This is a genomic window from Brevibacillus sp. BD137 (assembly GCF_041644655.1).
Lineage (GTDB): Bacteria > Bacillota > Bacilli > Brevibacillales > Brevibacillaceae > Brevibacillus > Brevibacillus brevis_D.
In genome coordinates, this window is record NZ_JAOTNO010000003.1 from 540330 (window position 1) to 564752 (window position 24423).

The 24423-nt window shown below is 48.2% G+C and carries 20 protein-coding genes; 5 read left to right on the top strand and 15 right to left on the bottom strand.

Annotation, left to right across the window (positions count from 1 at the left end; genetic code table 11):
* Nucleotides 1-14: 14 nt before the first annotated feature.
* The 10 genes from ODZ53_RS09095 to ODZ53_RS09140 form a co-directional block, all read right to left on the bottom strand.
* Nucleotides 15-1313: an ABC transporter substrate-binding protein gene (locus ODZ53_RS09095; protein WP_372676712.1), complete on the bottom strand. Its 1299-nt coding sequence runs from the start codon at nt 1311-1313 to the stop codon at nt 15-17.
* A gap of 117 nt (nt 1314-1430) precedes the next feature.
* Nucleotides 1431-2624, bottom strand: a complete 1194-nt coding sequence (locus tag ODZ53_RS09100; RefSeq protein ID WP_372676713.1) for a response regulator transcription factor — start codon at nt 2622-2624, stop codon at nt 1431-1433.
* The gene (locus tag ODZ53_RS09105; RefSeq protein WP_372676714.1) at nt 2596-4332 is read right to left on the bottom strand and encodes a cache domain-containing sensor histidine kinase; all 1737 of its coding nucleotides are present in this window, start codon (nt 4330-4332) and stop codon (nt 2596-2598) included. The genes ODZ53_RS09100 and ODZ53_RS09105 overlap by 29 nt, the downstream gene beginning before the upstream one ends.
* 95 nt (nt 4333-4427) lie before the next feature.
* Complete coding sequence (gene ebgA / locus ODZ53_RS09110; protein WP_372676715.1) at nt 4428-7538, bottom strand: beta-galactosidase subunit alpha; 3111 nt, start codon at nt 7536-7538, stop codon at nt 4428-4430.
* 18 nt (nt 7539-7556) lie between these two features.
* Nucleotides 7557-8555: an ROK family protein gene (locus ODZ53_RS09115; RefSeq protein ID WP_372676716.1), complete on the bottom strand. Its 999-nt coding sequence runs from the start codon at nt 8553-8555 to the stop codon at nt 7557-7559.
* A gap of 28 nt (nt 8556-8583) precedes the next feature.
* Nucleotides 8584-9528 carry a 1-phosphofructokinase family hexose kinase gene (locus tag ODZ53_RS09120; RefSeq protein WP_372676717.1) on the bottom strand — a complete coding sequence of 315 codons (945 nt, stop codon included), beginning with the start codon at nt 9526-9528 and terminating at the stop codon, nt 8584-8586.
* Between the two features lies 1 nt (nt 9529).
* Nucleotides 9530-10621 (bottom strand): bifunctional phosphoglucose/phosphomannose isomerase, encoded by a 1092-nt coding sequence (locus ODZ53_RS09125; protein WP_372676718.1) that lies wholly within the window; start codon nt 10619-10621, stop codon nt 9530-9532.
* Between the two features lie 30 nt (nt 10622-10651).
* Nucleotides 10652-11515, bottom strand: a complete 864-nt coding sequence (locus ODZ53_RS09130) for a class II fructose-bisphosphate aldolase (RefSeq protein ID WP_372676719.1) — start codon at nt 11513-11515, stop codon at nt 10652-10654.
* Nucleotides 11516-11548: 33 nt separating this feature from the next.
* Nucleotides 11549-12328 carry a DeoR/GlpR family DNA-binding transcription regulator gene (locus ODZ53_RS09135; protein ID WP_372676720.1) on the bottom strand — a complete coding sequence of 260 codons (780 nt, stop codon included), beginning with the start codon at nt 12326-12328 and terminating at the stop codon, nt 11549-11551.
* Nucleotides 12329-12511: 183 nt separating this feature from the next.
* Nucleotides 12512-13384 (bottom strand): LysR family transcriptional regulator, encoded by an 873-nt coding sequence (locus tag ODZ53_RS09140; protein WP_372676721.1) that lies wholly within the window; start codon nt 13382-13384, stop codon nt 12512-12514.
* A gap of 150 nt (nt 13385-13534) precedes the next feature.
* Between ODZ53_RS09140 and ODZ53_RS09145 the strand changes: the two genes are divergently transcribed.
* Nucleotides 13535-14158, top strand: a complete 624-nt coding sequence (locus tag ODZ53_RS09145; protein ID WP_372676722.1) for a DJ-1/PfpI family protein — start codon at nt 13535-13537, stop codon at nt 14156-14158.
* Nucleotides 14159-14179: 21 nt separating this feature from the next.
* Here ODZ53_RS09145 and ODZ53_RS09150 read toward each other — a convergent pair whose 3' ends face one another.
* Nucleotides 14180-15526 (bottom strand): erythromycin esterase family protein, encoded by a 1347-nt coding sequence (locus ODZ53_RS09150; RefSeq protein WP_372676723.1) that lies wholly within the window; start codon nt 15524-15526, stop codon nt 14180-14182.
* Between the two features lie 226 nt (nt 15527-15752).
* Here ODZ53_RS09150 and ODZ53_RS09155 point away from each other — a divergent pair, with 226 nt between their 5' ends.
* Entirely contained in the window at nt 15753-15911 is a 159-nt protein-coding gene (locus tag ODZ53_RS09155; protein ID WP_372676724.1) for a hypothetical protein, read from the top strand.
* 29 nt (nt 15912-15940) lie between these two features.
* Here ODZ53_RS09155 and ODZ53_RS09160 read toward each other — a convergent pair whose 3' ends face one another.
* Nucleotides 15941-17731, bottom strand: a complete 1791-nt coding sequence (locus ODZ53_RS09160; RefSeq protein ID WP_372676725.1) for a response regulator — start codon at nt 17729-17731, stop codon at nt 15941-15943.
* A 264-nt stretch (nt 17732-17995) separates the two neighbouring features.
* On the opposite strand from ODZ53_RS09160, the gene ODZ53_RS09165 reads away from it, so the two are divergent.
* Nucleotides 17996-20170 (top strand): serine hydrolase domain-containing protein, encoded by a 2175-nt coding sequence (locus ODZ53_RS09165; protein ID WP_372676726.1) that lies wholly within the window; start codon nt 17996-17998, stop codon nt 20168-20170.
* A gap of 489 nt (nt 20171-20659) precedes the next feature.
* Here the strand turns inward: ODZ53_RS09165 and ODZ53_RS09170 are convergent, their stop codons facing one another.
* The 3 genes from ODZ53_RS09170 to ODZ53_RS09180 form a co-directional block, all read right to left on the bottom strand.
* A complete protein-coding gene (locus ODZ53_RS09170; RefSeq protein ID WP_372676727.1) occupies nt 20660-21811 on the bottom strand; it encodes a serine hydrolase domain-containing protein in 1152 nt (383 codons plus the stop codon).
* A 278-nt stretch (nt 21812-22089) separates the two neighbouring features.
* Nucleotides 22090-22389 carry a hypothetical protein gene (locus ODZ53_RS09175; RefSeq protein ID WP_372676728.1) on the bottom strand — a complete coding sequence of 100 codons (300 nt, stop codon included), beginning with the start codon at nt 22387-22389 and terminating at the stop codon, nt 22090-22092.
* Nucleotides 22376-22747, bottom strand: coding sequence for a hypothetical protein (locus ODZ53_RS09180; RefSeq protein WP_372676729.1), 372 nt, complete (start codon nt 22745-22747; stop codon nt 22376-22378). Before ODZ53_RS09180 ends, ODZ53_RS09175 begins: the two co-directional genes overlap by 14 nt.
* Nucleotides 22748-22980: 233 nt before the next feature.
* Between ODZ53_RS09180 and ODZ53_RS09185 the strand changes: the two genes are divergently transcribed.
* Nucleotides 22981-23424, top strand: a complete 444-nt coding sequence (locus tag ODZ53_RS09185) for a MarR family winged helix-turn-helix transcriptional regulator (protein ID WP_372676730.1) — start codon at nt 22981-22983, stop codon at nt 23422-23424.
* 50 nt (nt 23425-23474) lie between these two features.
* Nucleotides 23475-24416 (top strand): ring-cleaving dioxygenase, encoded by a 942-nt coding sequence (locus tag ODZ53_RS09190; protein WP_372676731.1) that lies wholly within the window; start codon nt 23475-23477, stop codon nt 24414-24416.
* Nucleotides 24417-24423 lie beyond the last annotated feature (7 nt).

Here is a 24423-nt window from a genome sequence, read left to right on the forward strand (position 1 = left end):
CTGACCCCTTCCCGTTATTTCAAGAATTTCTGGGAGTCTTTGACTGCCTTATTCAGTAATTCCTCGGCGTTTTGTCCCATCATGATCGCATTGACCGCTGCGGAAAGGTTCCGGTTGATTTCGTTCCAATGCGGATTCAACAGGAAGGCTGGCGTGTCAGTCGATTGCTCCAATGTCTTATAGAACGGCGCGTAGAGCGGGTCCTGATCGAGCTTCTTCTCTTGTACGACACTAATACGCACAGGCAAATCAGATGTACGCATCTTGATCGCATCGCTGGAAACGAAGAACTTCAAAAACTCCCAAGCCAGTTCTTTGTTTTTGGAATCCTTGGCGATCGATACGGAGGAGGTTGCAATGACTCCCTTGCCAGGCTTGCCAGGGAATTGCGGCATCACGACCGTACCAAAATCGACATTCGCCTTCTTGTATGACTCGAGCGACCATACGCCGTTGTCATACATCGCGAGCTTGCTTGCTTTGAACAAGTCGTTGCCGCTTTGCTGGTTTTTGCCACCGACGAGCAAAGCGCTCTTGTCCTTCGCCAAATCACTGAAAATTTGCAGGGCTTCTGCTGTTTCCTTGCTGTTCATGTAGCCCTCGATGGCTTTTCCGTCAGGGCTGATGAAGCTGCTGCCGTTGCTCCACACGAACTGCTGCAAATCGTACGTATCCGGCTCCGAACGAACAGCGAAGCCGTACTGCTTCTTTTCGCGAACGGTCAGCTGTTTGGCTGCCGATTTGAAATCCTCCCACGTCCAGTCGTCTGTCGGAAGTGGTACATTTGCTTCGTTAAACAGCTTTTTGTTATAGAAGACGACCCGCGTCGAGAAGCCCGCTGGGAGTCCGAACAATTTTCCATCGAATCGATTATAGTTTAAGAGGCCTTGGTAAAAGTCGTCGATTGCCACTGATGGGTCCTTCTTTACGTACTCATCCAATGGCTCGAGCGAGGCGTTATACGTGGGGAAATCCCACATGTACATGACATCCGGCGGGTTTTTGGCTCCAAATGCCGCTACCAGCTTTTGATCAAAACCATCTGCATATGCCTCGACTTGTACCTTCACACCCGGATTTTTCTGTTCGAATTGTTTCGCGATATCTTGTTGGATCTTCAGCATTTGGTCCGTATCCCATGTCGCGAAACGCAATGTAACCGTTTCCTTTTTATCAGACGACGCTGGCGTTGTCGTACCTGTGCTACTAGACGTGCCGTCTGTTCCTGCTGGCTGGGCTTGTGAACAACCAGCTACGACGGCCAAAAGAAGTGCCATGCCAGTTGCCATCCATTTTGACGCAACCTTTCTCATCTGTGATCCCCCCTAGATTTGCCCCTCATTTTCTTTATTTTAATGAAGGGGAAAAAACGGTGAAACCGCTAATTGTTCGCAATAGTGCGTGAATTTGTTTCCTCTTTTTCGTTCTGATCAGGTTTGCGCGGTGGAGTGGACGATTGTTCGACTGGACTCCTCCTTTTGTTTGAAACGGTAGTGGCTCGGGGTCATCCCTGTATATTTTTTAAACCATTTGCTAAAGTATTTCGGGTCAGGAAGACCGACTCGCTCCGCTACCTCCTGAATGGACAGAGTTGTTTCATTCAGCATCGCTTGGGCCATTTTTACCCGGCGCTTGTCGAGGAACTCCCCAAAGCTCTCGCCCACTCCCTTTTTAAACATCACGCTAAAATGACTGCGGCTCAGTCCCACCTGTGAAGCTACCTCACTAACGGTCAATGGCGTATCCAAACGATCGAGTGCGTAATGAACAGCCTGCTTGATCGGTTCCTGCCACGGGTCTTGAATGACGCCGTACTTGCGCGCCCGCTCCGTGCGCTGGTAGAGCATCCGTACCGTCTGCATCCACGGTTCGAGTCCAGCAAACGGGATTGTTGTCTCCCAGCTCGTCACCCTTCCAGCCAGCTTCCACTCCACGAGCAAGGATTCTACCTGCCTGCCAGTACTTACGGGGGTCAGCAAAAAACGAATATCGCCACATGCAAGCCATTCCCATTCGCCTTCCAGCTCACTTGCTACCCATGCGCGCTCCTGCTCCTCCCGGTTCGCACTGCCCATCCCTTCCAAGAGCCATACACGCATGGAATCGTTCATCCACGACCAGTGTGTTTGCAGGAGGGAGGACAAGCTTTGCTCGAAATCCCGGCTCAAGCCAGTCAACCACGCACCGAATTCCCGCTTCCATTCATCAGGGCGTTCTCGAATGTTTTCAGGTCGCGCACTCTCGCCTGCCAGCTCAGTCCGTAGCTTTTCCAACAACGTACCCCATTCCTCATCCTGGAATTCAGTCTTCAACAAATATCCCGACACCCCGAGAGAGATTCCCTGCTGGGCAAAAGAAAAATCGCGATGACAGCTGAGCAGAAGCACCTTTGTTTGTGGTGCGTGCTCCTTCACTCGCCTGCACAGCTCCAGCCCATCCATTTCTGGCATAACGATGTCCGTAATCACCAGCTCGGGCTGTATTTGCAGGAAAGCCTCCCAGCCTTTCCGACCATTCGGTGCATCTGCTACTACTTCCATCCCATAGCGACTCCATGGCACCATTGCCTTCAATCCTCTTCGCACCAGCACTTCGTCATCCACAATCATTACCTTGATGCTCATCAGGAATTTCCTCCCTTTTCGGCCATGTGATTTGAATTGTGGTTCCTTCTCCTCTGACAGATGAAATCTTCATGCCGTGCTCCATACGAAAATGAAGCTTGAACTTCTGATCGACGTTGTACACGCCGAGTCCCCGTTTGCTAGAACGCTCCAGATCAGGCTCGAGAAGTTTGGCCAATCGCTGGGGCACAATTCCTGCGCCGTCATCTTGCAACAGCAGCGTCACAAGCCCTTCTTTTTCACTGACACTGATCCGGATCGTTCCCTGTCCGTCTTCGAATGCGTGGAAAAAGATATTTTCCAAAAGCGGCTGAAGAGTCATTCGCGGGATTAAATAACGGCGGCAAGCCTCTACTCCGGTCTGTTCAAATTGAAAAACAGGTCCGTACCGCAGCTCTTGGATTTGCAGAAAATGCTCGACAGTTTGCAGCTCCTTTTCCAACGGGACGAGCTCCTGCGTGATATCGAGATTGCCCTCTAGCACTTTGATGAGATGATAGAGCATATTGCCGATTTCATTGGCACCAGATAATCTGGCTTTCCACTGGATCGAGTTGAGTGTATTAAACAATAGATGCGGATTGATTTGGTAGTGAACGGCCCGCAGCTCTGCTTCCTTTTTCAACTGCTCGGTTCGACTCACCTCGGCGATTAGCGTCTGAATCCGCCTCACCATTTGGTTGAAGCTCACCCCTAACCGCCCCAGCTCGTCTTCCGTGTCTACCTCTGCGCGAGTTTGTAGCTCGCCTGTTCCTACAAGCCGCATCGTTTCTTGCAGTCGTTTGATTTTTCCTGTAATCCGTCTGGAAAATAAATACGCCAAAAGAAGTGCCAGCACTGCCGAAAGAATCAGCGCTGCGATAAAGAAAGATTGAATCACTTCCGCAGAGCGGTTCATTTGCTCGTACGGCAAGCGCACTTGAATCATCCAGTTGTTGGACTCCAGCGGTTTGTTCCAGACGATATCGCTCTCTTGCTGGACGAACGTACCCGCAGTCTGGTAAATCAGCTCGCCATTTTTGGCTGTGATCGTCACATGCGCACTCATGTCCTTTTCCAGCTGGGAAAACAATTGAAACAGCTTGCCTGCTTTCATCTCGATCAAAATCCGGCTGTCCTTCAACACGCCATAACCGCTGAGAACGGGAACGACCAGGCCGAGCACCTTCTCCTGATTCCGCAGCTCCGCTTCATCCTGAAACCCGACATAATGCCTGGGCGTGTAAAAGCCGATCCATCGCTCCTCATCCAGCTTGGCGGGCAGTGCTCTCCACCACGATTCCCGCATTAGATCCTTGCCGTTGATGACATTTTCCCCGAAAAAATAACCGGAGGGCGTCACGATAAAAATGCCTTTTGTATCAAGGTTGCGATGCGCCCCCAGGTATCGCTCGAAGTTTTTTTGTTCCAGGAAGCCTGTGTACGTCTTCGGTTGTTCCTCCCGCATGACGACCAATGTCGGGTCTGACACGTACGTATTGATGTCATAGGCCATGTATCTCATTTGACTCAGGTAGTTGTCGATCTGGATTTGCAGCTGTGTCGCGATATACTCGCCTGACTTGCTAAATTGCTCGCGAACGACCATCGATGATTTCCAATACGCCATACTCCCCAGAGTCATCAGCGGAATAATGGCTGCAATCAGCATAAAAGCGAGCAGCTTGGCATGAATGCTTCTGCGCGGGAAGAGCGACCATGACTTCATGTGACAAACCACCACCGTATTTTGATTAGTTGCACTATTCTATCTTCAACTAGATTGTACAACGTTTCGGCGATGCCTTCGAGAGCAATCAGCGGTTAGTTACACAAATTCAAATTCCGCTTATACAGATGAACCGGAGAAATCGTATCCTTCGAAAAAGGCGTTAGCCTCACCTGGAACTGGAACTCCTCTGGACGCAGTGCATGCTGCTCGGATTGCTTAGGTCCGCAGCTATTGCTACCCAGCCCGTTTTGTCGATAATCGAGATGCAGTGTGACATACTCTCGTTTTACGAGATCTGTCGTGTGCTTTGCTTGCTCCAGATCGTCCGTATCATAGCGAAGTGCGCTAAATTCCAAGGTCGGTTGACCCATCGCGAAAAGTCCAACGCCTCGCTGATCCGTGATCGACATCCATTTGACGTCCGTGCGATTGCCATTTTCCTGCGGGAACACGTACGGCGTGTACAGCTCATCCACACTCGCCTGATACACCCCGATGCGATTAGCTTCCTTGCTGTCGATATACGCCTCTCCCGGGCCGCGACCATACCACGAGACGCGCTCCATATCTTCGGTGACCAATAGCTTCAAGCCGATTCGCGGCAGCATCGCTGGCGGGGTGCCTTTGGGTGTGCCTTGAACCTCTACCTGCACTTCGCCATTTCCGAACACGGTATACGTGTAGCGACATGCAAAACCCCAGTCGTATACAGGTGGAGCAATCCGCACATCGCAGGTAATGACCACTCGATCTTCCCGATCCTGCTGAATGCTTACATGCTCCACCCGGTTTTGCAAACGATCGAGGTACACCTTGCGCCACTCTTCCACTACGTACATGTCATTGTCAATCGGAGCACGCCAAAACGTGAGGCGAGGTCCTGCCACCAACAGCTCCTTGCCTGCAAACACCCAGCTCGTCGGCACACCGCTCACTTTGTCAAAAACGAACTGAAAATCTGCTCCGGTAAGGGTGACGTCCGTTTTCGTTTCTTTCGCATCGACGCTGCCAAACACAGGCGGATAGGAAGCGACTGTAACCTGTTGGGCAGCGGTCATTGGCAAGGCAAATTGTGCCCAAGCCAGCTCATGTCCAGCCTGTACCCAGCTCTCATCTTGGTCCAGCACAAAGGATAGCGTCAGCCAGTAGTCGGTTCGATCCTGCACCTGCGCAGGCAAGGTATACGGAACAGCTACATTGGTACGACTTCCTGCTTCCGTATGTGGTAGCGACAGCGTGCCGCTCTGCACCACTTGTCCGTCTGCAGTCACACTCCAGACCATTCTCACGTGCGCAAGCGTGCGGAAATCATAGCGATTCGTAATGGTGACGAGCCCGCTTTCTAGATCAGTTGCTTCAACGACGATCGGCTCTATCACTTTTTTGTATTCGAGCAGCCCTGGGGATGGGGTGCGATCTGGACGAATCAGTCCATCGATGACGAAGTTGCCATTCGTCGGGTAGTCCCCGAAGTCGCCTCCGTAGGCATAATACTCTCGCCCATCCGGCGTATACTGGCGCAAGCCGTGATCAATCCATTCCCACACAAAGCCGCCCTGCAAGCGTTGATATTTGTCAAACACATTGGCGTAGTCGCGCAAGCCACCGGGTCCATTCCCCATGGCATGAGCATACTCGCACATGATATGCGGCTTTTGCAGATGTTCATTTTCACCATGCTGGATCATTTTTTCTACCGAGGAGTACATAGTGGAAAATACGTCGCACACTTCTGCTTCGCGATCCTCCTCGTAGTGGATGAGACGAGTCGGGTCCGCTTGCCGGCACCAAGCGGCCATTGCCCGGAAATTGCAGCCAAAACCAGATTCGTTGCCAAGCGACCACATGATGATCGACGGATGGTTTTTATCCCGCTCCACCATGCGCACCATGCGCTCCACGTATGTCTGCTCCCACTCTGGATCATCGCTCAGCTGACTGATGTTGCCCGTCAACTGGAAGCCATGCGTCTCCAAATCGGTTTCGTCCATGACATACAATCCGTACTGGTCGCACAAATCGTAAAAGCGCGGATCATTCGGATAATGCGCGGTACGAACGGCGTTGATGTTGTGACGCTTCATCATGAGCACATCTTCACGCATCGTTTCATACGGGACAGCACGCCCGAGATCGGGAAGATGATCATGGCGATTCACGCCGTTCAGGCGAATCGCTACACCGTTCACGTAAAAGTTGTTTCCTTTTACTTCGATACGTCGGAAGCCGACGCGAATTGGGATGACTTCTGTCTTTTCACCCGACTCCTGCTCAATCGCAAGCAGCAGGTGATACAGGTTCGGCTCCTCCGCCGACCATTTTTTCGGCTCCTGCACCGGAAGCTCCAAGGTCACGACCTTTTCCTGTCCGGCTGCCAGCTCGCCTGCTTCGGTGTTAGTTAGCGAAGCGATAAGCGTGCAGGATTGATCCAGCAGCTTTGCGGTCACGCTCACCCTGTCATAGGCAGCAGTGGAACTGTTTTCTACATGGACACGTACGCGCAGCACACCATGGCGGAATTCCTCATCCAGATCAGTCACGACTGCCAGATCTCTCACATGCAGCTTCGGTCTGGCAATCAGGGAAACATCCCGAAAAATTCCGCTCAAGTACCACATATCCTGATCCTCAACATACGTACCGTCCGACCATTGGTACACTTGAACAGCCAAGCGATTCCTGCCTTCCTGCAACAGCTCCGTCACATCAAACTCAGATGGCAAGCGGCTTCCTTGGCTATAGCCGACTTCCTTTCCGTTCAGCCACACATGAAAAGCGCTGTCGACCCCTTCAAAGCGCAGGATTACCTGCTGATTTTTCCACCCGGGCGCAACCGTAAACTCTCGCAAATAGCAGCCTGTCGGGTTATCTGACGGGACATGCGGCGGATCGACCGGAAACGGATAGTACAAGTCCGTGTAATGCGGTTTCCCGTACCCTTGCAGCTGCCAATGCCCCGGCACCTGAATTCGCGCCCACTCCTTCGCATCGTAATCGGCGGCAAAAAAGTTTTCCGGCACACGCAGTGGTGATTCTGCGTAAGCAAACTGCCAATGCCCATTCAACAATTGAAACCACGGTGTCGCGCCTCTTTCATACGTTAGTGCTCCCGATTCTTCCGGGTAAGACAAAAAGTAAGCCCGCGCCGCCAAGCGGTTTCGCTCTAGCAGCTGATGATTTGCCCAGTCATACCGTTGATGCATCGATGTACACTCCTCTTTTTACAATTTCACGGTTCCTTGTTCCTTACCCGTTGCCTGTAGGGCCAAGGCGCCAGCACCGAGCATTCCTGCATCTGCACCGAGCTCGGCCAAGACGATCTTTGTCTGTTGGTGTACGACATCCATGGCATGCTTTTTTACACTCGCTTGTACAGGGGCCAGTAAAAGCTCCCCAGCCCGGCAGACGCCACCACCGATCACTACCAGTTGTGGGTTGCACACGTTCACCAACACAGACAGAGCCCAGCCCGTTACTTCACACGCTTCGTTCCATGCGCAGGTCGCCACCGCATCACCTTGTTCCACTGCCGTAGCCACTTGCTCAGCCGTAATGCGCTCAAGCTGCCCATCGCACAAAGTAAACAGAGGAGAGGCTTTTGCTTGCCGCGGATTTGCATCGAGCTCCTTGTCTAAGCGTTCACGGGCCAATCTGGCAATACCTGTAGCAGATGCGACCGTCTCCACACAACCGAGCTTGCCGCAATTGCATGGAGCAGTAAGCCCTGGATAACGCACATGACCAATCTCTCCCGCGAATCCATGACTGCCCCGAACCAGCTTTCCTTCGTTTACAATCCCTGCCCCCACCCCTGTACCAAGCGGCACAAAAATGAGGTGACTTACCTCCCGACCCGCACCGAATGTGGCTTCTCCGAGCGCAGCTGTCCGTAAATCGTTTTCAAAAAAAAGCGGCAGCTCCACCAGCTTCGCGAGTGGTGTCCGCAAGTCTGCCTGATGCAATTGAAAGTTGGGCGAGTGAACCGATATCCCGTTTTCCGCATCAAAAGGACCAGGGAATCCGATCCCTACTGACTCTATGGGAACGGGTGATTGATCCCACAGTTCTATAATCAAGGCAGCCATTCGCTCGATCAAGATGGGCAAGTTGTTATGAACTTTTGTCTCCGTGGCAGCCCGGAGGAGAATTCGCCCATTCTCGTCCATGACCGCCCCTTTCATTGTCGTACCACCGACATCGAGGCCAATTACATGGCGCATGCTACTCCTCCCTTCTAAACCAGCTATTTTACTCGACTCGCTCCACATGCATCGGTTGACTTCTCAACCTCTGCACATCGTCGGGCGCGATCATGCCCGCTCCAAACGACCGTGTATTCGCGGCGCCGCATGCCATCCCCAGCCAAATCGCATCTGGCCAAGCCAAGCCTCGCAGTCTTCCGACAAGGACACCCGCAAGCATGGAATCACCGCAACCCACTGTATTTTTCAATTCGGATTCCGCCAAAGGGATCGCGGAAATACGCCACGTTTCCTTGCCATCGCCAAACCACGCGCCCTCCTCTCCTAACGAGAGAAGGACTCGCTCGGCACCGCGCTCACGTAACTCGCGTATCGCCTTGCACCGTGCCTCCTCGCTATCCAGCGAAAATCCGAGAATCGCTTCCGCTTCCGGTCGATTGGGCTTGATGAGCGCGGGTGTTGCTTTTAATCCTTCTAGCAGGGCCGGGCCGCTCGTGTCGAGCACGCATGCGCTTCCTTTCCCGGCGACACCTCGGATGAGCGCAGCGTATGTTTCGGCTGGAACGCCACCTGGCAAGCTTCCGGAAAAAACCATGTACTGGGCCTGATCCGCCAGCTCGATCAAACGCGTTTGCAAGCGACCGATCTCTTCTTCACTGGGCGCAGGACCTTGTTCAAGCACTTCTGTCACCGTTTTCTCCTGTTCGTCGAGAAAAGCGAGACACAGTCGGGATTCTCCGCTCGTTTCAATAAAGGAGGACGTAATCCCCTCACGTTCGCAGCCTTCCACAATGAACCTCCCGTTGTGACCAGCGACAAAACCGCTGGCGACTACATCCTGCCCCAATGCTTTCGCTACACGCGCTACATTTAGCCCTTTTCCGCCGGGCAAGCTTAGTACATCAGTCGTGCGATGCAGCTCTCCTGCACGAAAATGCGAGAGTCGATACGTCTTATCGATGGCCGCGTTCAGTGTTACCGTTACGAGCATGCTATCTCACCTGCACAGTAACGAGCGGCTGCCCCATTTTTTGTTTGAACAAATTGATCACTTCTACCGGGGTTGGATCGACGCCGCGAATCAGAGCAGCATACAACGACACGAAGTCTGCCAAGTACACGATCGAAAACAACCGAGCCATTCGGGACACGCCGTGGGAATGAACTACCCTTACCCCACCAGCGCGCTCACGCAAAATGTCAGCACTGATTTCTACACGTTGGGTCGTCTTCTCGCTGTCCTCCTGATCGCGAATGAGTGTAAAATGAACGCCCTTCAGCAGCGCGGACGGCGAATCCCACCCCACAGCCTCGTCGTGGTGAAGGCTCGGTATGGCGTTCCAAAATGCCATCAGCTTGCTGTTTTCCCCGAGCTGGTTTTTCCAACGCCATGCAGGAGCATCGAAAAACGGAAGCGTTCCGTACACGACAGGTATCAGTCCATCCATCTCGATGGCGATTTGTTTGGCTGCATTTTTCTCGATCGGAGAATCGGTTCCATAGATGTGCTTCCACTCCTCGAACAGAGCAATCGTCTCCTCGACCTCCGCACGCTTGTCGGAAATCAGCCCGAGCTTCGTCAGGATGGCGAGAATCGGCAAGAAAATGTAGCCCAATACGATCCGCGGCATCATTCCACCTGGCACGAGCAAGCACGCATGATTGTGTTCCCGAGCCATCTCCAATACTTTTCCGCCCGCCGTAATGACGGCGATCTGTGCTCCTTTGGCGATGGCCGCTTCATAGCCGCTGACGACTTCTTCTGTATTGCCGGAGTGGCTAACGACAATGACAAGCGTTTTCGCATCCACAAAAGCCGGAATGGTGTAGCCTTGATTTAACTGAAGCGGCACTTGCAACTCGTCAAACAAATACGACTTGATCAAATTGACGCTCGCAGCCGAACCGCCACCAGTGCCAAGCACGACAATATTTTCAATTTTAACAGAAATATTTGATGCATCTAAATCATCAGATAATTTTAGACCTGTTTTAAACTGTTCATCGTAGCTTTCTGTATCTTGCAGGGCAGAAATCGTGTCCAGTTCGCGCAACGCTTTGGCATCATCGAGGTTTATACGCATGTAAAATCGTCCCTTCCTGTCTTTTTTTCGTTAACGTACCTTCGCTTTTCCGATACAACCACACATCTCCATCTTGGCGAGTGCGACTTCTTTGACCGCCTGCTTGGCCTGCTTCATATAGGTACGCGGGTCGTTTTCCTGCGGGTTGTTGTCAAAAACGCCCTTGATCGCTTGCGAAAACGCGATACGCAGCTCTGTCGCTACGTTCATTTTTGCCATGCCGAGCTGAACTGCCCGCTTCACCTGCTCTTCGGGAATTCCCGAGCCGCCGTGCAACACGAGTGGCACAGAAACACGACGGGCAATCTCCTCGATGCGAGCAAAATCAATGCGCGGCTCCCCCTTGTAAATCCCGTGAGCCGTACCAATCGCCGGTGCCAACGTATCCACGCCAGTCAACTCGATAAATCTCTCGCACTCAATCGGGTCAGCCAGTGCAGCATCTGCATCATCGACGACAAGATCGTCCTCCACACCCCCGACCTTGCCGAGCTCTGCCTCCACATTCACACCGCGCTCCCGAGCCAGCTCCACTACATGCCGCGTCATCGACGCATTTTCCGCAAAAGGATGCATCGACGCGTCGATCATGACCGATGTGTAACCCGCTTCGATACATCGGATAATCAGTTCCTCTTCATGACAATGATCCAAATGCAGGGCAATCGGCACCCGGGCCTCCTCTGAGGCTACCCGGGCAATTGCTGCTACATACTCCGGTCCGAGATGCCGGACCGTACCGACTGTAGTCTGTAAAATGAGCGGTGCGTTTGCTTCGCAAGCCGCCTCCACTACTGCTTGGAGCATTTCCATCGTGTGTACGTTGAATGCCCCCACACAATATCCTTGCTCCCTTGCTGTGCGCAGCATCTGTGTCGATGATACCAACGCCATATCGATCCCTCCGCTTCCTTTCTGATCTGGTAGTTATCTGCTCACAACCTGCAAGCTCGCCAGCTCCAGGTTGATGCCCAGCTCCGCATACTTACTGACAAGATGCTGTGCCGCCGCATCCGTAATAATCCGATCGACATCGGACACCCCGGCGAATTTTGCCAAATGCGTCTCTCCGAACTTGCTATGGTCAGCGAGCACATAGACTTTTCTGGCGCGTTCCATCATGACTTGGTTAATTTGCGCTTCGGCCAGATTGAGCGTCGTCAGTCCATTTTCCGGATGAATTCCATCTGCTCCGATAAAGCATTTGAATACAGAAAGTCCTCGCAAATTGTCCGCTGCGACAGAACCAACGAGCGCAAAGGATTTGTGGCGCATCTCTCCACCGATCAAGATGACGTGATGCTTACCTTGACTGTTCAGCTCCATCGCGATATTGACCGCATTCGTCACGACCGTCAGATCATTCAGGCCGCGCAGCAGCTTGGCGAGCTCCATCATCGTGGTCCCTGCCCCGAGAATAACCGTGTCCCCCGGCTGTATGTGCGTCAGCGCCTGATGGGCAATCGCTTGCTTCTCTTCGCTTCTCTCTTCCAGCTTCTCTGTAAAACTGCGCTCCAATGGCAAGAAATTCGTAATCGTCGCGCCTCCATGAATGCGCGTCAGCAGACCATCGTTTTCGAGCTTGATCAAATCTTTTCGAACCGTTACTTCCGACACATCCAGCGCCAGACTCAATTGGCTGACGGTTACGCTCTGTTCGGCTTTCAATTGTTCGAGGATCTTGCTGTGCCGTTCGGCTGCCAGCATATGACTTCACTTCCTTACGATATTAAAATATATAGTTTCGTTTTATTTCTAATTACCTTTCGTTTACTTTCATTTCGATCTTAGCATTGTAGAAAAACGAATGTCAAACAACTTATGAAATTTTCCAAAAATAAAACCAGCCTGCTCTGGTTCTCGACCAAAACAGACTGGTTGGTTGCCTCTTTACCCGATATCCCGACTTTCCAGCATGAGATCAATAAACTTCTTATGCGCCCGTGAGAGCCACTTGTTTTTATGGTAGGCAATTTGCGCATAGAACAACAGCTCTTCCTCGCACGCTATCATTTTCACTTTTTTCTCATTCAACAAGGCTTCGACGCTAATATACGGCATCAAGCTCACGCCTAGCCCGTTCGCCACACTCTGCTTGATCGCTTCCATACTGGAGAATTCCAGGTGATGCTTCGGCTTGATCTCTCTTTTTTCCAGGAAGCGTTGAAAAAACCGCCGCAGAGCACAATGCTCCCCGCTGAAAATCATACATTCCTCGCCAGCATCCTCTATTTTTTCAAACGAATGATCCCGCCCCCCGATAAAAACCAAACGTTCCGTAGAGAACGGCTCCACGACCAGATTCGGATCATCGAGCTTTGGCTCCAGCGTGATCACGATATCCAATAGACCATCATGCAGCTTTTCCCGCAGTCTACTGCAGTCGTCCATTACAAATGAAATATTCACACCCGGGTAGCTCGCTCTGTACTTGGACAAAATGTCGCCCAGCCGATAGATCGTAATCGTCTCCGAGGCTCCGATGCGTAACTCGCCTTGCAGTGATTGCTCATTTGCCGATATATCCTTGATCTTCGCATAGGAAACCAGCAGCTCCTCCACATACGTGTACAGCTCGCGGCCATAGGCGGTTAACTGAATTTTCTTTCCCAGTCGATCAAACAGAGGAACACCCATTCCTTCTTCCAGCTGTTGAATATGGGATGTAATCGTCGCCTGTGAATATTGCAGTGCTTGTGCGGCCTTCGTAAAGCTGTTGAAATCGACGACTGCCTTGAAGGTTTGAAACTGGCGAATCTCCATCCTCGCTCCCCCTTGCCCGCATGTTTTATCATTAGAAATCCTGAAGATCATCTTCAGAACTTTCATTTTTACTAATAACTAATGATAGCATATGATTCTTGGTAAGTACCGGTACGGCTTGAACGATTCGAACAGAGGAGCTGATTTTCGATGAAAAAAGTGTGCTTGTTATTACCGAATGGCTTTGAGGCAGTAGAGGCTAGCGTATTTACAGACGTAATCGGCTGGAACAAGGAAGAGGGCGACGGAACAACCGAGCTGGTGACGGTGGGCACGCGCAAGGAGTTGAAATGCACGTGGAATTTTACCGTGATCCCTGAAATGGTGATCGACGATGCGGATGTAAATGACTTCGATGCACTGGCACTGCCTGGCGGTTTTGAGCATGCAGGCTTTTATGAAGATGCTTATCGCGAGGACGTTCTTGCTTTCATACGTGAATTTGAAAAGCAAGGCAAAATGATTGCCTCCATCTGCGTGGGTGCTCTGCCCCTCGGGAAAAGCGGGATTTTGCAAGGACGAAACGCAACGACGTACAACCTGAACAACCAACTGAGACAAAAGCAGCTGGCAGCGATGGGTGCCACTGTTATCCCTGACCAATCCATCGTCATCGACAACAATATCATCACCTCGTACAACCCTTCGACCGCTTTTGATGTGGCATTCACCTTGCTAGAGTCACTGACATCCCGCGAAAACACCGACCATGTGAAGCGCTTGATGGGGTTCTTGTATAATAAAACCGGCATTTTGCCCAGTGCTCTTGGGTAAATGCCGGTTTCTTTCTGCTATTTAACGAACAAGCTCGCCAGCGCTCACTGTGTCTATATGAATGAGAATATCAAATGCTTGCCCAAGCGAAGTTGTTATAGAGTTTGGTTTGCTTGGATCAGCAGAACCGAATCCAATCAAAAACGGCCGTTCTTCCTCTAACCATTTTTGGGTGAGACCTGTAGCATTCCGTAAATCAACAAAGTATTGATCCTTTGAGACTTGATCCAGAGTATGATTAAATGTTTTTGGATCATTCGATTGAATGGTAGCTGGAACAATTTTATTTTCAATGTTAAACGCGTTATATTCGCCTTTCCCGAATGAAGTTCCAATCGTTACATATTCCTTTCCATAATGCTCCAGTAAATACTGACCGGCGAGCTTCGGGTATACCTCTTTCAACATATTGTTCTTTGCGATGTGCCCATTGTGACCCCATACGATTGTTTTTCCCAGCTGTTCATGAGCCCACTTCGCATTCTCAAACATCGCGATATCATGCTTCAAAAATAAATCAGATGGATTCTCCGAGAAGTTGAAATACATGCCAGTAAATTGCTCAATGACCTTGGCGTGTTGCTTAATCCTTGCGAACTCCTTGGATTGGCCGTTCAGACTGCTTTTGTTTTGTTCCAATATTTCCGTGATTTCTTTCGCTTGCTCCTGATGTTTTTTCTGAATGGCCACTGGCAAAGCTGAATAGGTTTCCAGGTCCTGTGTAACTTCGGCAAGTTCCTTCATTTTATTATTCACACGGGGCAGCAGGTCAGGCTTATATTTTTTTATATACTGTCTGATCTCATCGTATACATTTTCGCTGACATTTTGTACATCCATTCCGACCACCCGCAGTTTCGTTTCGTTCTCGGGATCGGCATTGTACTCACGCATCCATTCCAGCATGTCTACGATTTCTTTTGTTTGAAATATAGGCATTAGGAATTTACTCGGATTCCCTTCTCCTGTGAGAACGTAATGATCAAGTTTCAATGCATTGCCCCAGTTTTCTTCTAATACAAGGGTGGTAAAGCCCATTTCCATGACGAGAAATTCAACAAACCGGTGTTTCATCGTATAAATTTCACGACTTCCATGATTTCCCTCACCTAAACCTACGATTGAAGCAGAACCGATCATTTGGCGCAGCGGTTCAATATCTTTAAGATCAGTCCCAGGCTCAGCGCTATTCAATTTAAAAGAGTTCAGCTCTAACCATTCTTTTGGACTTAGATTTTCTGCCTTCTTCCCTTGTTGTTGTTCGCTGTCCGTCTCGGTTAATGGAGCTGTATTCGTGCATCCTGTTATGAGTAAACCACAAATCGATACCGCGACGATGCTACTTCTGTAAAAGGCCGTCTTGTTCATTTCTCTTTCCTCCAAACAACTTTGTATGCTCAAAGTATGGCCCGGGCACTGCCTGTACAACAAGTAACGTTTTGTCATAAGGTTCAGACGCCCTGTTACCAACGGTTTCTCCCTACCCCAGATGACAATTTGTCATCAAAAAAAGCGCCTGATCTTGAAGATCGGTGCGCTCGGGGATAAGAATAGGCCAACCATCGTACCCTACCTACTAAAGGAGTGGTGAATCATGGGTAATAAAAAGCGTTCCTCTGAGCACGATCCAACAATTGCGCCAAGTATGCACGGTCATGATCCTTTGGAAGAAAAGGCGACGGAAAAAGAAGTGGAAAAAGGGGATTACACAAAGGTAACGCGGCTGTTCCTCGACCGAACGCCGGAAGAGTAAAGACGGGATTTCTCCCGTCTTTTTGTCATCTATAGGATACTCTCGGTTCTCGCCAGTTCAATTGCTTCTTCCCGGTTGCTGACACCGAGCTTCGAGTAAAGAGTGGAACAGTAATTCCGTACCGTTCCCTCCGATAAATATAGTTTGGTGGCAATCGACTTGTAACGAAGCCCATCCGATAAAAGCTGTAAAATCTCCCTTTCCCGTTTCGTTAATCCATAAGGATCATTCGGGCTGTACTTCTCTAATTGCTCACGTTGGCGCTTCATCTCTTCAAATACGCGTGTAGCGATCGACTGATCAAGCCACGTTCCCCCGCTATAGATGAGCTTCAGCGCTTCCATCATCTCTTTTGGACGAGTAGACTTCAGCATATATCCTTCCGCCCCGTGCTCCAACGCTGATGCTGCCTGTACCGAATCCTCGAACGTTGTCATGACCACAATCTTCATGTTCGGCCAACGTTCTTTCATTTGAAGGAAGGTCTCCAGTCCGTTCATCCCTTGCATGTGCACGTCCATTAACACGATATCCGGCTGGTGTCGCTCACACTGTTCTAAAGCTTCTTGCCCATCACTCGCTGTACCCACAACGATAAAGTTGTCCTGCTGGCTTAAAATTTGCTGTAAGCTGTCGGCAATCATCACCTGATCATCAACAATAAGCAGGCGGATACTTCCCTGTCCAGCTTCTGCCTGTATGGGAACATTACAAATGACAACGGTCCCTTGCCCTGATTGTGAATGAACGGACAGCGTACCTTGCTGTTGCTCAAGCCGTTCTTTTATTCCCTTTAGTCCTAAGCCGAATTCGATGGACTCTAGTCCGTTTCCATTATCTTCAATTTGTAAACGGAGTTGCTGACTTTCGAAATACAGATCAACAGCTATCACACTTGCTTGGCCGTGACGAACCGCATTTGTAAGCAATTCTTGCAGGCAACGATATAAAGAAATGCTCATTTTTTGCATAACGAGCGTCTCACTTCCGATCACACGGAAGTTGACCGTTACACCTGTTGACTTCATAAATTCTTCCGTCAGTTCCAGGAGCGACTCACTTAACGACTGGTTGAACCGAGCATGAGCATGAGAGAGCTGATGCAGATGCTTTCTGATATCATCCAGGCTGCCCTGTGCTATGGAGACAAGTTTATCAACTCGTTCGACCTGTGAACCAGGAACCGAGGATCGGAGCGATTCCACGCCAACAATCAGAGAGGTTAGCGAATGGCCAATCGTGTCATGTAACTCATGTGACAGCCGATTACGTTCCTCGATCAGTGTCAGCTCCTCGATTTGCTTAATATGCTGCTCCAATAACTGCTTCTGTTCTTGAATGATACGGCCTTGCTTATGAGACTCAATTAATATACTAAATGCCATCCCCATCGCAAAACCAAAGCTGCAACTAAACATGAACTCGTACGGGAGACGATTGGTAATCAACCCGTTCAAAACCGGAAAAATAATCCCACTAGTGATTCCCGTCCACATATACGTTCTGCGACTACTGGCCACACCAATTATGATTACTAGTAAAACGAAAGGCCAAGTCCATCCAGGTGCTACAAAGGCCACAAATAGATAAAAAAAGCCTGTCATTACGACTTCGACTGCCAGATACCAATCTTTTTTTCTATATTGAACGATCAATGGAATGGCATAAACCAAAAAGGCAATTAGGATGATGACTCCGAACGGAACAGCTATCATTGCCGGATACTTAACATCTGCGATGACGATGATACCTAGCCAAATCGTTCGCAAGGCAAAAATCACCCAATTGTACCAGAACCATTTTTTTATCATAGATAACATTTTTGTCGTGTACTCCTGCTCGTTTGAATGGTAAGAAATTTCCCGAATGTTTCTGACTCATCATGCCTCACCAATTCCCGATTCGTCAAGCAGAATGCGCCGTGTCATATAGCCTTTATGACATTTTATCATGCCGCAAATATGAACGGTTAGCACGATGTCATACATAGATAGAACGGTATTGTCACTATGTGATTTTACAGCCCTGAGAATAAGGTGGATGTGTAAAGACCAACACAAATCAACTTACAGGAGCGATGAGAAATGAAACCATTCCCTATGCAAAAAGGAGCGTCCCTTACGTTATCTGCATTATTGATAGGAACGCTAATACTTCCTACTTACGGTTGTGCGGAAGCAAGTGTGGACCAAGCAATCACGCAACAAAAGAAAACGGATCATGCCAAAATAAAAGAAGCGATTGATAAAGCTGCTGCCAGCGAAAACATTCCAGGTATCCTCTTTGCAGTAAAGAAGGGAAATGATTTCTGGTCGTATGCTTCCGGCGAAGCGAATATAGAAAGTAAGAAACCGATGGAAGCCGACTTTTCATTTCGAATCGGGAGTATAACGAAATCGTTCGTCGGTGTAGTGACCCTGCAACTAGCTGAGGAAAAGAAGCTAAGCCTCGATGACTCGTTGGAAAAATGGCTGCCAGGTGTCGTCCAAGGAAACGGATATGATGGTAACAAAATTACGATTCGTCAGTTATTAAATCATTCGAGTGGAGTGGCAGACTACTTAGATGATGAACTCAAGGAAAGTATAATCCAGAACTCCACTCAAACGTTTACAGCTGAACAACTCATTTCTCGCGCATTAAAGCAAACACCGACCACAGGTGGCTATTCGAATACGAATACAGTGCTGATGAAACTCGTTATCCAAAAGGTCACAGGAGAAACGGTTGCCGAACAAATCAAGAAACGAGTGATTGAGCCGCTTCAACTAACAGAAACGTTTTTCCCGGAAAACTCTCGATCCATTCCGAAAAACAGTCCGAATGGATACTTTAACAATGCCGGTACATTAATGGATATAACTGACCTTAACCCTTCGTTTGCAGACGCAGCAGGGGCTATGATCTCGACTACGAAAGATTTAACAACGTTCTTTAGCGCTTTATTGGGAGGAAAATTGTTAACACCTGAGATGCAGAAAGAAATGTTAACCACTGTTTCTAATCCACACGGGAAATTCGGACTCGGTATTCAGGAAGTAACATTGCCGGATGGCACTACCATATGGGGTCATCAAGGCGGCATTCCTGGATTCACCAACTTCGCAGGTGGAACAAAAGACGGCGAGCACGTGATCGCGATGAGTATCAATGCATTAGGAGATACTGTTTCTCATATGGAGAACATCCAGATGACTGAATTCTCGGGACAAGCCAAGCAACCATCCACCCCGGATCAAGCAGCTCAAAAACATGGGGAAGAAATGAAGGACTTCATTGATCAGAAAGCAAAAGTCGAGGGAGTCCCTGGAATCATTGCTGCTGGGTTAAGAGACGGAGAATACTGGTCTTATGCAGCGGGTGTAGCCAACCTCGATCATAAAAATCCGATGGAACCAGACTTTACTTTCCGTATTGGCAGTGTCACAAAGGCGTTTGTTGCTACCCTTGTCTTACAGTTGGCTCAGGAGAAAAAGCTGAATCTGGAAGACTCGGTAGAAAAATGGCTCCCAGGTGTGGTAAAGGGTAATGGGTATGACGGCAACAAAATCACGATTCGTCATTTATTGAACCAAACGAGCGGGATTGCAAGCTATACGAGTACAGACATGCGGTACGCTACTTCATTCCCCCAATATACCGTTAATGACCTTGTACGTATGGGACTGGCAAAGCCGCCAGTATTTCAACCGGGAGCGGGCTGGGACTATTCGAATACAAATACCGTGCTAGCCGGTCTTGTTATTCAGAAGGTGACAGGAGAAACGTACGATGTGCAGATGAAGAAACGGATCCTCGACCCACTTCAGATGACAAATACATCCTTTAGTGGTAGTAATCCAAAAATCCCGGGCCAGCATGCCACAGGCTATAGCATGAATCGGGCAGGGAAACTGTTTGATTTCACAGAGTATAATCCTTCATGGGCGAATGCTGCGGGGGAAATGATCTCGACTGGCAAAGATTTGACCACCTTTTTTAGTGCGCTTTTGGGTGGGAAACTATTAAGTGACGAGATGTTGAAACAGATGACAACAGGTGTGGACTCACCTTTTGGCAAATATGGACTGGGACTTTATGAAGTAACACTGCCGAACGGAAAGACCTATTGGGGACATGGAGGCGGCATTCATGGATTTGAAACGTTAGCGGGTGGTACCTTAGGCGGGAAGAATATTTTGGTGACGAACATCAATGCGGTCGGTCCAGAACCTGTCGTCACTAATCAAGCCATGTTCGAAAAGGAATTTAGCCGTTAAGTTAAGAAGGCTTTTGCCTTGGGAACTCCAAGAGCAATAAGCCTTTTTCCTTTTCAATTATATCTATAAATTTATTTATGTATATGCTATTAAAACATAATTTGTTTTATTGATAACTCGACCTTAGAATAGCAACTGTATCCCAATCAAAAAATACAGGAGGCAATATAGTATGACCCCATCAATTAAATAGGTACTGACATTGCTCCTTCATATGGCTGCGGAATGTTTATTGATTCAGAATGTCACGTATGGCTGCATCGATCTTCTGGGCAGTTATTGCACCCGTATCCATCGGTAATCCGATCAGGAAAATGTCCCATGCGTTCGCGCAGGTGTGAGTTATAACGTAAATTGAGACTGTTTATAAGATAGTTTGAGACTGTTTATCTCGGACATTCCGTCGCGGGCCGAGGAAACGGTCGGGGCCGAGATGGCAGCAAGCTGGCACCGGAATAGGAAATTTCCGGTGCCAGCTTGCTGGTGTTCTTAATGTGATGAAGAGCCAATGAGTTGCTCGGCAATGCTTTTGGAAAGAGTCAACGTATTAATTTCAGAAGGCATCGCATTGATATTAAGGGTTTGTACATAATCCCCGCCGCGAGTTCCACCTGTGAACGTTGCGAATCCTGGAACGTTGCCGCCATGCCCCCAAATCGTAATACCATTCGTCAGCTTTGTTCCAGCGATCCCCAAGCCGTATTCACCTGCTGGAGATTCAACCCCAGTTAACATCTGATCTAAAGTAGCTGGTTTTAATAGCTTGCCACTAAGTATAGCACTGAAGAATGTATTCATATCATCCGCTGTGGAGATCATAGATCCCGCAGCATCTGCCCAAGAGGGATTCATTTCGGTTCTGTCTATGAATTGACCGTCGAGTACGAAGTATCCTCGTGCATGTTCACCTGGAATAAACGAGTAGTCGTCGGGTACATACGTGCTCGTTAGGTTAAGGGGAGCTATGAAACGTTTCCTAATATGTTCCCCGTATGTTTCTCCAGTAGCCTTCTTAATAATCATCCCTGCCAGTACCGTATTCGTATTGGAATAAACCCATTTCTCTCCAGGCTTAGAGATTGCCTTCATGTTCAGTCCAGTACGAACTAATTCGTCAGCAGTAAAGGAATGTAACGGGTTTGGGAGAAATTTATCGAGAAAATCCTTGTGTTCTGAATAGTCAGGAATACCGCTTGTTTGGTTTAATAGTTGCCGAATCGTGATATGATCCCCTTCATATTCAGTACCCTTAACAACATCAGGCAGCCATTTTTCTATCGTGTCATCCAGGTTCAGTTTTTGTTCATCAACAAGCTGAAGAACGACCATTGCAGTAAACGTCTTTGTTAGACTACCGATCCGGAAAGTAAAGTTCGTCTTAACCGGGTCAGTACCGTAAATGCTTGCTTCACCGGAAGCATATGCCCATTTTGATCCTTTGTTTGAGGAAGCTACAATTATGCCCGGTATATTTTGACGGTTAGCAGCTTCATCGATAAGTTGCTTGGCTTTGGTCTGCGAAGCTTGACTGTAAGTAGTAACGAGGGGATCCACCTGCTTTGCAAAACCAGTTCCTTGTAATGACAGTAATAGAGTCGCGGTAATCATTGTCGATACAGTGAGCATAGAAATTTTGTTCATTTCGTTTCTCCTTTTGATTAAAGAATCGTATTATTCATTCATTCGTTGCGAAGCGATTTGTCTCCCCGAGTATTGCAAAGTAATTGTCATACTGCCAAGATGCCATTATGTCACCATGATGCGTTTTTACTGTCATATGACAGCTTATCGCCCGATTAGGACGGGATTATGATGGTATCATTAGAGAATGGAAGAAAATAACAGAAAGTTAATGGAGGATCAATTTTTAAGCCTTCTTTCCTACGTAGCTGATTATCCGGATAATGGTCAAGTAATCATTAATGAAAAAGGGGAAATTTCTTGCATAATTTTTTTCCAAATTTCGATTTTACAAATCCCTTTAATGCGAGCGCCACAACTGGCCAAAGTAACGGAAGAGCAAGGGGTTCAACCTTATCTCCGGAACTATACTGAATCATTTCACTTCTTGGTCCATTTATGTTTTCACTACCATATTTTAATACAACCGAGGTGATACTCGGCAAAATTGTAGGTGAAAGCTCATTAGCGTTAAACTCTTCTTCGATATCTTCTTTAATCTGATCAACCAGTGAGTATAATTCTTCACTTTTCTTCATTCTTTATTTCTAATACAGATTCTAACTCTTCCTTTAGATCATCGTTTATGGTTGATTGATTCATAAACAACTCTCTATATTCTTGATCCTCCTGTAAAGCAAATACGATGTATTCCAAATGAGTAAATACAAATTCAGTTGAGTAGCGAAACTCGTCTTCACTTAAATTAAGTTCAACGACTACATCTTCTAAATATTTACTCTTAATCATTTGTTTTAAAACTTCGCTATCTATTTTTGGGATTTTATTAATTTGTGTATTTGCAGATGCTGTTGATAGTAATACTGTGTTAAAAAATAAAACAAAGGCTAACACTATTGCTGTGGTATGCCTAAGTTTATGCAGCAGCGCTTTCATATTATCCCTCCGTAGATCTAGTTCTAGCTAATAATATTGAATATGCATGAATTACAAGAAAATAGATCACCCCTTCTTTCGCGTTATTATCAGCTGTAAATAAATACTAATTAATCAACAAAACATCATTTTTGTATGAATAAATGGGTGTAATAGGGAATTAAAGCGAGCTTGCTTTTTCATCAATTGAGTAGTAAAGTGATAATAAGCTCAGCGAAGGGAGGCAAACTAACATGCGTAATAACACCATAGGCTCATTAATCTGGTTACGCTTGATGCGGTTTACCACCCAGAGCAACCAGCTATCAAATGAGTTTCTCAAACGCTTCGATTTAACAACAGCGCAATTCGATGTCCTGATACAAATAAGCGTCTACCAGCCTCTCACCCAGTCAGAGCTAGCTGAGAAGGTAACCGTTACACAGGGTGGCATTTCTCGGATGCTCGTAAGACTTGAAAAAGAGGGCTACATTGCACGCAAGCAGGATTGGAAAACGAAAACGATCAGCCTAACCGAAAAAGGGAAAGCCGTACTGGAACAAGCCCTTCCTGAACAACTAGCGTTTCAGTCGTCATTCTTCGATGAGGTACTAAGTGAAGAAGAACAAAAAACGCTTTACTCCCTAATGACACGGGTCCATAAGAATAGCCAAAAAAAAGAGTTACCGCCCGAGTAATTTTTTTGCACCATCACTTGATTAGTCAAGTTAAATAAGGAGGAACTACCATGCACACCATTCCAGGCCATCACCATGTATCGATGTTAACCAAACATGCTCCATCGAATAATCACTTTTACCAAAACGTATTGGGACTGCGCAGAGTGAAAAAAACCGTCAACCAAGACGATCCGTCGATGTATCACCTGTTTTATGGAGATTTGACAGGCAGTGCTGGAACAGAGTTGTCGTTTTTTGAAATGCCGATGGTAGGAAAAACCGTACGCGGCACGAACGCGATCACTCGAATCGGACTGCTCGTTCCGTCACTGGAGAGCTTGACCTTTTGGAAAAATCGTTTTGAGCAACTAAATGTCCACCATGGCGAGATTACCAAGTACGCTGACCGCGATGCCATACATTTTGAGGACCCGGAAGGCCTGCGTCTGATCCTGATCAATAACAACGGCGAAGGGGTTCCATCCAATTGGGCTCCATGGGATGAATCCGTGGTCGAAGAAAAGCATCGCATCTTGGGTATCGGCACGGTCGAGATTACCGTCCGCTCCTTGAACAATTTAGCCAGTCTGCTGACAGACACATTCGGTTATACCGAAGTATCGCGCTCAGAACAAGAAGCCATTTATCAATCCGTCCCTGCGAAATCTTTCGGTGAAATTGTCATCAAGCAGGAAGAGGGCAACCCTGAAAAACCGGGTCGAGGAAGTGTTCATCACTTGGCAATTCGTGTGAGAAACGATGAGGAGCTGCAATACTGGGATGACGCCGTTCAAAAACGCGGTTTCCGCTCAACAGGAATTATTGATCGATTCTACTTCAAGAGCTTGTATTTCCGTGAATCAAACGGCATCTTGTTCGAAATTGCAACAGACGGTCCTGGCTTCACAGCAGATTCAACCGTCGAGGAGCTCGGAAAAGCTTTGGACTTACCTCCATTCCTCGAAGATCGCCGTGCAGAAATTGAAGCGAAATTGACACCGATAGACTAAAAAGGAG

What these genes read in the sequence shown, in the direction of transcription:
- ODZ53_RS09135 (WP_372676720.1), bottom strand. Translation starts at nt 12,328, where the DNA reads ATGCTGGCAGCCGAACGGCACAGCAAGATCCTCGAACAATTGAAAGCC.
- ODZ53_RS09095 (WP_372676712.1), bottom strand. Translation starts at nt 1,313, where the DNA reads ATGAGAAAGGTTGCGTCAAAATGGATGGCAACTGGCATGGCACTTCTT.
- ODZ53_RS09180 (WP_372676729.1), bottom strand. Translation starts at nt 22,747, where the DNA reads ATGAAAGCGCTGCTGCATAAACTTAGGCATACCACAGCAATAGTGTTA.
- ebgA (WP_372676715.1), bottom strand. Translation starts at nt 7,538, where the DNA reads ATGCATCAACGGTATGACTGGGCAAATCATCAGCTGCTAGAGCGAAAC.
- ODZ53_RS09170 (WP_372676727.1), bottom strand. Translation starts at nt 21,811, where the DNA reads ATGAACAAAATTTCTATGCTCACTGTATCGACAATGATTACCGCGACT.
- ODZ53_RS09155 (WP_372676724.1), top strand. Translation starts at nt 15,753, where the DNA reads ATGGGTAATAAAAAGCGTTCCTCTGAGCACGATCCAACAATTGCGCCA.
- ODZ53_RS09105 (WP_372676714.1), bottom strand. Translation starts at nt 4,332, where the DNA reads ATGAAGTCATGGTCGCTCTTCCCGCGCAGAAGCATTCATGCCAAGCTG.
- ODZ53_RS09125 (WP_372676718.1), bottom strand. Translation starts at nt 10,621, where the DNA reads ATGCGTATAAACCTCGATGATGCCAAAGCGTTGCGCGAACTGGACACG.
- ODZ53_RS09145 (WP_372676722.1), top strand. Translation starts at nt 13,535, where the DNA reads ATGAAAAAAGTGTGCTTGTTATTACCGAATGGCTTTGAGGCAGTAGAG.
- ODZ53_RS09100 (WP_372676713.1), bottom strand. Translation starts at nt 2,624, where the DNA reads ATGAGCATCAAGGTAATGATTGTGGATGACGAAGTGCTGGTGCGAAGA.
- ODZ53_RS09150 (WP_372676723.1), bottom strand. Translation starts at nt 15,526, where the DNA reads ATGAACAAGACGGCCTTTTACAGAAGTAGCATCGTCGCGGTATCGATT.
- ODZ53_RS09120 (WP_372676717.1), bottom strand. Translation starts at nt 9,528, where the DNA reads ATGCTCGTAACGGTAACACTGAACGCGGCCATCGATAAGACGTATCGA.
- ODZ53_RS09140 (WP_372676721.1), bottom strand. Translation starts at nt 13,384, where the DNA reads ATGGAGATTCGCCAGTTTCAAACCTTCAAGGCAGTCGTCGATTTCAAC.
- ODZ53_RS09190 (WP_372676731.1), top strand. Translation starts at nt 23,475, where the DNA reads ATGCACACCATTCCAGGCCATCACCATGTATCGATGTTAACCAAACAT.
- ODZ53_RS09160 (WP_372676725.1), bottom strand. Translation starts at nt 17,731, where the DNA reads ATGTTATCTATGATAAAAAAATGGTTCTGGTACAATTGGGTGATTTTT.
- ODZ53_RS09130 (WP_372676719.1), bottom strand. Translation starts at nt 11,515, where the DNA reads ATGGCGTTGGTATCATCGACACAGATGCTGCGCACAGCAAGGGAGCAA.
- ODZ53_RS09175 (WP_372676728.1), bottom strand. Translation starts at nt 22,389, where the DNA reads ATGAAGAAAAGTGAAGAATTATACTCACTGGTTGATCAGATTAAAGAA.
- ODZ53_RS09185 (WP_372676730.1), top strand. Translation starts at nt 22,981, where the DNA reads ATGCGTAATAACACCATAGGCTCATTAATCTGGTTACGCTTGATGCGG.
- ODZ53_RS09115 (WP_372676716.1), bottom strand. Translation starts at nt 8,555, where the DNA reads ATGCGCCATGTAATTGGCCTCGATGTCGGTGGTACGACAATGAAAGGG.
- ODZ53_RS09165 (WP_372676726.1), top strand. Translation starts at nt 17,996, where the DNA reads ATGAAACCATTCCCTATGCAAAAAGGAGCGTCCCTTACGTTATCTGCA.